This is a genomic window from Rhizorhabdus sp. P4_G6 (genome assembly GCF_056401045.1).
In genome coordinates this window covers 1-7717 of the sequence record NZ_JBFUKC010000044.1, presented here as the reverse complement: position 1 = coordinate 7717, position 7717 = coordinate 1, and the positions used below count along the sequence as shown (strand labels likewise).

The 7717-nt window shown below is 67.0% G+C and carries 10 protein-coding genes; 4 read left to right on the top strand and 6 right to left on the bottom strand.

Annotation, left to right across the window (positions count from 1 at the left end):
• The coding region (locus AC1DPF_RS18775) for a Rossmann-fold NAD(P)-binding domain-containing protein (RefSeq protein ID WP_477962908.1) at window positions 1-451 on the top strand (451 nt) is incomplete at its 5' end.
• Between the two features lie 151 nt (window positions 452-602).
• Here the strand turns inward: AC1DPF_RS18775 and AC1DPF_RS18770 are convergent.
• The 4 genes from AC1DPF_RS18770 to AC1DPF_RS18755 form a co-directional block, all read right to left on the bottom strand.
• Window positions 603-1148 (bottom strand): LptA/OstA family protein, encoded by a 546-nt coding sequence (locus AC1DPF_RS18770; protein WP_477962906.1) that lies wholly within the window; start codon window positions 1146-1148, stop codon window positions 603-605.
• Window positions 1149-1180: 32 nt separating this feature from the next.
• Window positions 1181-1819, bottom strand: a complete 639-nt coding sequence (gene lptC / locus AC1DPF_RS18765) for an LPS export ABC transporter periplasmic protein LptC (protein ID WP_477867957.1) — start codon at window positions 1817-1819, stop codon at window positions 1181-1183.
• Window positions 1812-2429 (bottom strand): ribonuclease D, encoded by a 618-nt coding sequence (locus AC1DPF_RS18760; RefSeq protein WP_477867955.1) that lies wholly within the window; start codon window positions 2427-2429, stop codon window positions 1812-1814. Before AC1DPF_RS18760 ends, lptC begins: the two co-directional genes overlap by 8 nt.
• A 67-nt stretch (window positions 2430-2496) precedes the next feature.
• Window positions 2497-3237, bottom strand: a complete 741-nt coding sequence (locus AC1DPF_RS18755) for a TerC family protein (protein WP_477962904.1) — start codon at window positions 3235-3237, stop codon at window positions 2497-2499.
• 336 nt (window positions 3238-3573) lie between these two features.
• Here AC1DPF_RS18755 and AC1DPF_RS18750 point away from each other — a divergent pair, with 336 nt between their 5' ends.
• Window positions 3574-4395, top strand: a complete 822-nt coding sequence (locus tag AC1DPF_RS18750; protein WP_477867951.1) for a cold-shock protein — start codon at window positions 3574-3576, stop codon at window positions 4393-4395.
• 180 nt (window positions 4396-4575) lie between these two features.
• Here AC1DPF_RS18750 and msrB read toward each other — a convergent pair whose 3' ends face one another.
• Window positions 4576-5058 (bottom strand): peptide-methionine (R)-S-oxide reductase MsrB, encoded by a 483-nt coding sequence (msrB, locus tag AC1DPF_RS18745; RefSeq protein WP_477962902.1) that lies wholly within the window; start codon window positions 5056-5058, stop codon window positions 4576-4578.
• 89 nt (window positions 5059-5147) lie between these two features.
• Between msrB and queG the strand changes: the two genes are divergently transcribed.
• Window positions 5148-6299, top strand: coding sequence for a tRNA epoxyqueuosine(34) reductase QueG (gene queG / locus AC1DPF_RS18740; RefSeq protein ID WP_477962900.1), 1152 nt, complete (start codon window positions 5148-5150; stop codon window positions 6297-6299).
• 32 nt (window positions 6300-6331) lie between these two features.
• Complete coding sequence (locus tag AC1DPF_RS18735; RefSeq protein WP_477867945.1) at window positions 6332-7201, top strand: 3-hydroxyacyl-CoA dehydrogenase family protein; 870 nt, start codon at window positions 6332-6334, stop codon at window positions 7199-7201.
• A 331-nt stretch (window positions 7202-7532) separates the two neighbouring features.
• On the opposite strand, the gene AC1DPF_RS18730 is transcribed toward AC1DPF_RS18735, so the two are convergent.
• The coding region (locus AC1DPF_RS18730; protein ID WP_477962898.1) for a transposase at window positions 7533-7717 on the bottom strand (185 nt) is incomplete at its 5' end.

Sequence of the window (7717 nt, the reverse complement as noted above, 5' to 3'; positions counted from 1 at the left end):
CGCCGCCGCCGACCGCGCCTGGGCGGCGCTCCACCGCGAAGCCCGCATATTCCGGCTGCCCGGCATTTACGGCCCCGGCCGCTCGCCGCTCGACCGGGTGACGGCCGGCGCGGCGCATCGCATCGACCTGCCCGGACAGGTGTTCAGCCGCGTCCATGTCGATGACATCGTCGGCGGGGTGCTGGCCAGCCTGGAGCGGGGGCCGGCGGGCACGTATAATCTTGCCGACGACCTGCCGGTCGCCCAGAACCGGGTAATCGAGGCGGCGTGCGACCTGCTCGGCCTGCCCTATCCGCCGCTGCTGGCACTTGAAGACGCCGGCTTGTCGCCCGCCGCCCGCGCTTTTTATGGCGAGAACCGGCGCGTCGCCAATGGCAAGGCGAAACGCCTGCTCGGCTGGACGCCGCGCTACCCGGACTACCGCGCGGGGCTGCGGGCGTTGAGAGGCTAGGGTCTGTTTTGTTCGAGCTGAGCAAGACACCGCTCGTCCTGAGGAGCTACTGAGCTTGGCGAAGTGGCGTATCGAAGGACCGTCCTTCGATACGGGTCTTCGCCAAGCTCAGCCCCTACTCAGGATGAGCGGTTTACTTGAAAAAAGGGCGCTAGTTCTTGCTGGGCGCTGCCGCCGCACGGGGCGGGGGCGTGAAGCGGCCCGTCACGCGGCCGCCACCGCTGCCGCCGACCGCGCCGCCGTCGAGCGTGGCCAGGCCGGTATTCATATTGAGCACCATGCGGTTGCCGCGGGTCTCGCCCTGGCCGGGTCGCGACAGCACGACGCCGCCGATCATCGTGACGAGCCGGCTGCGCAGGTCATAGATGCCGAACTGGGCGCGCGCGGTTTCGGTGCGGCTCGTCAGGGTGACGCCGCCCGAGGCGTCCATGCGGGTGACCTGGGTCTGGTTGGCAGAGGTGTAGGCGATGGTGACGCGGCTGGCGCGCAGCCGCATGTCGCCCTGGGTGATGTCGACATTGCCGGTCAGCACCGCACGGTCGGCACGGTCCTGCAATTCGATCCGGTCCGCGGCGAAATCGACCGGGGCGCCGGCATCATGATTCTTGAGGGCGGACACGGCCTGCGCCGAAGCGGACGCCGCCGCCCCGGCGAGAAGCGCGACCAGCAGCGTTTTCGCCAGCACCGCACGCTGCATTCCTTCGTTCCTTCCGCTCGTCATGTCGCCGCTCACTTGGCCCGCCGCTGGTCGATATGCAAGCGCGCGCGCCCCTCCAGCACCACCACCCTCGAGTTCAGATCGGCGGTGAAGCGGTCGCCTGAAAAGGTCCCGATGTTCATCCGTCCGTCGACCGGGCCCTTGCTCGCGGCGGTGCGGCTCTTGAGATCGATGCCGACGTCGCGCGTCTCGATGCGGTAACCGTCCGCCGAGCGGAACAGCACCGGACCGTCGATCGCGACCTTTTCGCTGTCCATGTCGTAGCGGCCATGCCCGGCGTCGACCCGTGCCGGGCCATCCTCGAGCCGGATCGTCGCGGCGAGCTTCTGCAGCCGCACCACCGGATCGCGCGACGAGACCTGCACCGCCGAGGCGGCGTTGAGCTCGAAGGGCTGACCCTTCGAATCCTGGCCGCGATAGGTGGCGGCGGTGACGCGCATCCGCTCGCGCGCGACGTCGACCCGGTCCTTGGACAGCACGAAGCTGATGTCCCGGCCGACGGTGAGCGGCGCGAGGGCGAGCAGGATCACCAGCGCGACGATCGCCACCGGCAGGACCAGCCGCAGGATCGCGATGACGCGGTCATGGCTGCTGCCGGTCGCGGCCCAGAGCTGGCGTTCGCTCCTGGCGCGATCGGCCAGTTCAGACATGCGCGAAGATGTCGATCTCGGGCCAGCCGGCGAGATCGAGCTCGGCACGGGCGGGCAGGAAGTCGAAGCAGGCCTGGGCCAGCGCCATGCGGCCTTCGCGGACCAGCCGCTCGTCGAGGATCGTGCGCATCGCGTGGAGATAGCGCACGTCGGATGCGGCATAGTCCTTCTGCGCGTCGGACAGCTCGGCCGCGCCCCAGTCGGAGCTTTGCTGCTGCTTCGACACTTCCTGGCCGAGCAGCTCGCGGACCAGCTCCTTGAGGCCGTGGCGATCGGTATAGGTGCGGATCAGCCGCGACGCGGTCTTGGTGCAGTAGACCGGCGCGGCCACCACGCCGAGATAATGCTTGATCGCGGCGAGATCGAACCGCGCGAAATGGTAGAGCTTGATCCGTTCGGGATCGGCCAGGACGGCGCGCAGGTTAGGCGCGGCATAGTCGCTGCCGGCGGCGAAACGGACGAGATGCTCGTCGCCGCCGCCATCCGAGATCTGGACGAGGCACAGCCGGTCGCGCGGCGTGACCAGCCCCATCGTCTCGGTATCGACCGCAACCGGCCCGGGCGCGAGAACGCCTTCGGGCAAGTCCTCCTGGTGCAAATAAACTGTCATCGCGCCGCCTTAAGGCTCCGACGGGGGCAGGGCAAGAACCCCCGCGCCGGCGGCGCGCGCCACGGCGCTATTGCGCCCGCCTCCTGCGGGCCTTGCGCTGGACCATGTTCAGGCTTTCGACCAGCGCCGAGAAAGCCATCGCCGCATAGATATAGCCCTTCGGCACATGGACGCCGAAGCCCTCGGCGATCAGCGTCATGCCGATCATGAAGAGGAAGGCGAGCGCGAGCATCACCACCGTGGGATTCTTCTCGATGAAGCGCGACAGCGGGCCGGCCGCGGTCATCATCGCGCCGACGGCGGCGATCACGGCAATGAACATGATCGGGACATGATCGGTCATGCCGACCGCGGTGATGATCGAATCGATCGAGAAGACCAGGTCGAGCAGGATGATCTGGACGATCGCGGCACCGAAGCCGAGCCCGGCCTTCTTCGCGTCGAACATGTCGCCTTCGTCGTCATGGTCGACGTTGTGGTGGATCTCCTTGGTCGCCTTCCACACCAGGAACAGGCCGCCTGCGATCAGGATCATGTCACGCCACGACAGTGGATGGCCGAACGCCTCGAACACCGGCCGCGTCAACGTGACGATGAAGGCGATCAGGCTGAGCAGCACCAGCCGCAGGCCCAGCGCGAGGCCGATGCCGATCATCCGGGCCCGCGCGCGATATTGCTCGGGCAGCTTGTTGGTGAGGATCGAGATGAAGATGAGGTTGTCGATGCCGAGCACCACCTCCATCGTCACCAGGGCGGCCAGCGCCGCCCAGTTGGCGGGGTCGGCGAAAATGGCGGCGAGATCGGGCATGATGTCCTTCAGGTCGTTCAGCGGGGGATAAGCCGGGAGTTTCGCCGGACGTCGGATACGTCCTGCGACTCGGCAAGCCCCTTGCGGCGAATCGTGCGCCAAGCGAAGCCGGGAACCGTGAGAAAACACGGTAACATTCTCGATCCGGCCTCACTTTCGGTCCTGTCGGCGTAACTTCGGGGGGCTATCGGCCGTGAAAGCGCTCGCAGCCGGTCGCTAATTGCTTTATGGCTTATCTTTGGCGCGACTGGTTTTCACGCCCGGAGGATGATGCGCCCGCGCCCGGCGCATGATCCTTTCGAGATATGGGGCGAGATTCGGGAAGAACTGCAAGGCATGGGTTTCGATAGAGGTAAGCGCGGTCCGCGCGGCGGCAGGGACAAGCGCGACGGCTTCGGTGACGAGAGTTACGGCGGCTATAGTGGAGGCGGTTTCGGCGGTGGCGGTGATCGCTTCGGTGGCGGCGGCGGTTATGGAGGCGGCGGTGACCGTTTCGGCGGCGGTGGCGGCGGCGGTGATCGCTTCGGCGGCGGCGGCGGTGGCGGTTTCCGCGGCGGCGGCGGCGGCGGTGGTTTCGGCGGTGGCGGCGGCGGAGCCCGTGGCGGCATGCCTGCCCAGGTCATCGGCGAAGGCAAAGGCGTCGTAAAATTCTTCAATGGCCAGAAGGGCTTCGGCTTCATCGTCCGCGATGATGGCGGCGAGGATGTGTTCGTTCACATCTCCGCGGTCGAGCAGGCGGGGCTGACCGGTCTGGCCGATGGCCAGCCGCTCGAGTTCACCCTCGTCGATCGCGGCGGCCGGGTCTCGGCGACCGATCTCAAGATCGACGGCGAGCCGATGGCCGTCGAGGAACGCGCCCCGCGCGAGCCTCGCGAAGGCGGCTTCGGTGGTCCTGGCGCCGCCGGCGGCGCTCCGCGTGGCGGCCCTTCGCGGCAGCTCACCGGCGAGAAGGCGAGCGGAACGGTCAAGTTCTTCAACGCGATGAAGGGCTTCGGCTTCATCCAGCGCGACGATGGACAGCCGGACGCCTTCGTCCACATCTCGGCGGTCGAACGCGCGGGGATGACCAACCTCAACGAGGGCGACCGACTCGAGTTCGAACTCGAGGTCGATCGTCGCGGCAAATATGCCGCGGTGAACCTCACCCCGCTCAGCTGATCCCCGGATCAGATGGGAAAAAAGCCCGGCTTCCGCAAGGAGGCCGGGTTTTTCGTGTCCTGTCCAAGGAGGGTCTGTCATCCCGGCGGAGACCGGGATCGCGGTAGGTTACGCGCCGCGCTATTCTCCTGAGATCCCGGCCTTCGCCGGGATGACGACGAGGCAGAGGTCGAAGGTGGTTCAGCCTTTCGGCACGAACGCCAGCGCCACGCCGTTCATGCAATAGCGCTTGCCGGTGGGTGGCGGGCCGTCGTCGAAGACATGGCCGAGATGGCCGCCGCAGCGGCGGCAATGCACCTCGGTGCGGGCAAAGCCGAGCAGATGATCGGTACTGGTTTCAACCGCCTTGGGCAGCGGCGCCCAGAAACTGGGCCAGCCGGTGCCGCTGTCGAACTTGGTGCGCGACGCGAACAGCGGCAGCGCGCAGCCCGCGCAGGTGAAGGTGCCGACGCGATGCTCCTTGTTGAGCGGGCTCGAAAAGGGCGGTTCGGTCGCCTCGTGGCGCAGGGTCTGGTAGGCGGCCGGGCTCAGCCGCTTGCGCCATTCGGCGTCGCTGAGACTGACCTCGAACCGCTCCTGCGGCGCCGACATAGCCCTGCCCGCGATGATGGCCGCAACCGCCGTCGCCATCCCTGCGCCCAGCACTGTCCTGCGATCGATCATCCGGCCTCTCCTCTCGCGCCCATGTGGGAATGGAGCAGATACGCATCAACCTTGGCGAAGGTTACGCAACATCCCTAGATTAGGAGCCGATGACCATCGACGACCCGTTCGCGTTGCGCGAAGCGATCCGCGCCGAGGCGCTGGCACTGGGCTTTGCCGCCTGCGGCTTTGCGCGCGCCGATGCCGCCCCGGAGAGCGCGGCCCGGCTGGATGCCTGGCTGGCGTCGGGCGCACATGGTTCGATGGACTGGATGGAAGCGCGCAAGGGGCAGCGCGGCCGGCCGCAGGCGCTGTGGCCCGAAGCCGCCAGCCTGATCATGCTCGGCATGAGCTACGCCCCGCGCGAGGACCCGATGCGGCTCGCCGGCGAGCCCGGCATCGGGCGAATCTCGGCCTATGCGCAGGGGGCCGACTATCACGATATCGTGAAGAAGGCGCTCAAGGCGCTCGCGCGCTGGTTGATCGAGCGCGGCGGCGGCGAATTGAAGGTGTTCGTCGATACCGCGCCGGTGATGGAGAAGCCGCTCGCGACGGCGGCGGGACTCGGCTGGCAGGGCAAGCACAGCAATGTCGTCTCGCGCGACTTCGGCAACTGGCTGTTCCTCGGCGCGATCATGACGACGCTCGACCTGCCGCCCGACGAGGCGCATGACGATCGCTGCGGCAGCTGCAATGCCTGCCAGGCCGCTTGCCCGACCGACGCCTTCCCCAGCGCCTATGTCGTCGATGCGCGCCGCTGCATCTCCTATCTCACCATCGAGCATCGCGGCCCCATTCCGCCGGAATTCCGCGCGCCTATCGGCAATCGCATCTATGGCTGCGACGATTGCCTCGCCGTCTGCCCCTGGAACAAATTCGCCGAACATGCCGCCGCGAACCGGGCTTTTGCCGGCCGCGCCGAACTGGCCGCTCCCGAGCTCGCTGACCTGCTCCGCCTCGACGATGCCAGCTTCCGCGCGATCTTCGCAGGTTCACCGATCAAGCGGATCGGCCGGGACCGGATGGTCCGCAACGCCGCCATCGCCGCGGGCAACAGCACGCTGCCGGCGCTGCTGCCGGCGATCCGGCGCCTGCTCGACGATCCCGCGCCGATCGTGCGGGGCGCCGCCATCTGGGCGCTGTCGCGACTCGACCCGTCCGGCTTCGGCGACGAACGGGCGAGACGGCGGCCCGTGGAGCAGGATCCCGCCGTCCTCTCCGAATGGGACATGCCGATTGCGGCGGAGGCGTCCGCCCGATAACAGGCGGCGAAGCATCATGGCGGAGGCAGCATATGGACATCATCGGAGTGGTCGGCGCGGGACAGATGGGAGCCGGAATCGCCCAGATCGCCGCGCAGGCCGGCATGAAGGTGCTCCTGTCGGACGTGTCGCTCGACGTCGCCGCCAAGGGCAAGGCCGGAATCGTCAAGATGCTCGACAAGGCGGTCGAGCGCGGCAAGCTGGAAGCCGAGAAGCGCGATCGCGCCGTGGACCTGCTGGTGCCGGTCGCCGATCTCGAGCCGATGCGGGCGGCCGACCTGATCATCGAGGCCGCGACCGAGCGTGAAGCAGTCAAGCGGACGATCTTCGATAGCATCGGCAAGGTACTGAGCCCCACCGCGATCCTCGCCACCAACACCTCGTCGATCTCGATCACGCGGCTCGCCCAGGCGGCGCCCGATCCGGCGCGCTTCATCGGCATGCACTTCTTCAATCCCGTGCCGCTGATGCCGCTGCTCGAACTGATCAAGGGGCTCGCGACGAGCGACAGCTCGATCACCGCGGCGCAGGAGTTCGGCCGGCGTACCGGCAAGACGACGATCATCGCCGTCGACAGCCCCGGTTTCGTGGTCAACCGTATCCTGGTGCCCCTGCTCAACGAGGCATGTTTCGCCGCCGGCGAACGGCTTGCGTCGATCCCCGACATCGACGCCGGCCTGAAGCTCGGCGCCGGCCATCCGATGGGCCCGCTGACGCTGTGCGACATGATCGGCCTCGATACCATCCTCGAGGTGCTGCGCGTCTTTCAGGGTGACTTCGGCGATCCGAAATACCGCCCCGCGCCGATCCTGCTCAAGATGGTCGAAGCCGGCTGGCTCGGCCGCAAGAGCGGCAAGGGCTTCTACGACTATTCGGGAGAAACGCCGGTACCGAGCTTTTAACGTCAGGCGCCGGCGGGCGCATCCGCGCCCCGCGTTCGAGCACTGAAACAACGCTGGGCTCGACCCCGTTCAGATCGAATCGTCACCCGCTCATCCTGAGTAGGGGCTGAGCTTGGCGAAGACCCGTATCGAAGGACAGTCCTTCGATACGCCATTTCGACTTCGCTCAACGGCTACTCGGGATGAGCGGTTCAGCCTAGAGTGATTTCGAGGCGGATGGAGTCATCTGCCGGCTCGGAAATCACGGAAAACTGACAAAATCCAGACTCGATCCGGTTCAATCTGAACTGGATCGAGTCTAAGTGGAACAGACCCTAGGTGGTGTGGACAGTTACCTGAGCCATAGGACGATGGCGGCGAGGGTAACGACAGCGCGATAATTCCGGGCGGTTTTCTCGAAGCGGGTGGCGACGCGGCGGAACTGCTTGAGCTTGGAAAAGCAGCATTCGACAAGATGGCGCTGGGCATAGAGTTGCTTGTCCAGACGGTGTTTGAGTGCGCGCGAGGGGTTGTTGG

Excerpts from the sequence above, each read along its gene's own strand:
- AC1DPF_RS18770 (WP_477962906.1), bottom strand. The coding sequence starts at position 1,148 with ATGCAGCGTGCGGTGCTGGCGAAAACGCTGCTGGTCGCGCTTCTCGCC.
- lptC (WP_477867957.1), bottom strand. The coding sequence starts at position 1,819 with ATGTCTGAACTGGCCGATCGCGCCAGGAGCGAACGCCAGCTCTGGGCC.
- AC1DPF_RS18760 (WP_477867955.1), bottom strand. The coding sequence starts at position 2,429 with ATGACAGTTTATTTGCACCAGGAGGACTTGCCCGAAGGCGTTCTCGCG.
- AC1DPF_RS18755 (WP_477962904.1), bottom strand. The coding sequence starts at position 3,237 with ATGCCCGATCTCGCCGCCATTTTCGCCGACCCCGCCAACTGGGCGGCG.
- AC1DPF_RS18750 (WP_477867951.1), top strand. The coding sequence starts at position 3,574 with ATGGGTTTCGATAGAGGTAAGCGCGGTCCGCGCGGCGGCAGGGACAAG.
- msrB (WP_477962902.1), bottom strand. The coding sequence starts at position 5,058 with ATGATCGATCGCAGGACAGTGCTGGGCGCAGGGATGGCGACGGCGGTT.
- queG (WP_477962900.1), top strand. The coding sequence starts at position 5,148 with ATGACCATCGACGACCCGTTCGCGTTGCGCGAAGCGATCCGCGCCGAG.
- AC1DPF_RS18735 (WP_477867945.1), top strand. The coding sequence starts at position 6,332 with ATGGACATCATCGGAGTGGTCGGCGCGGGACAGATGGGAGCCGGAATC.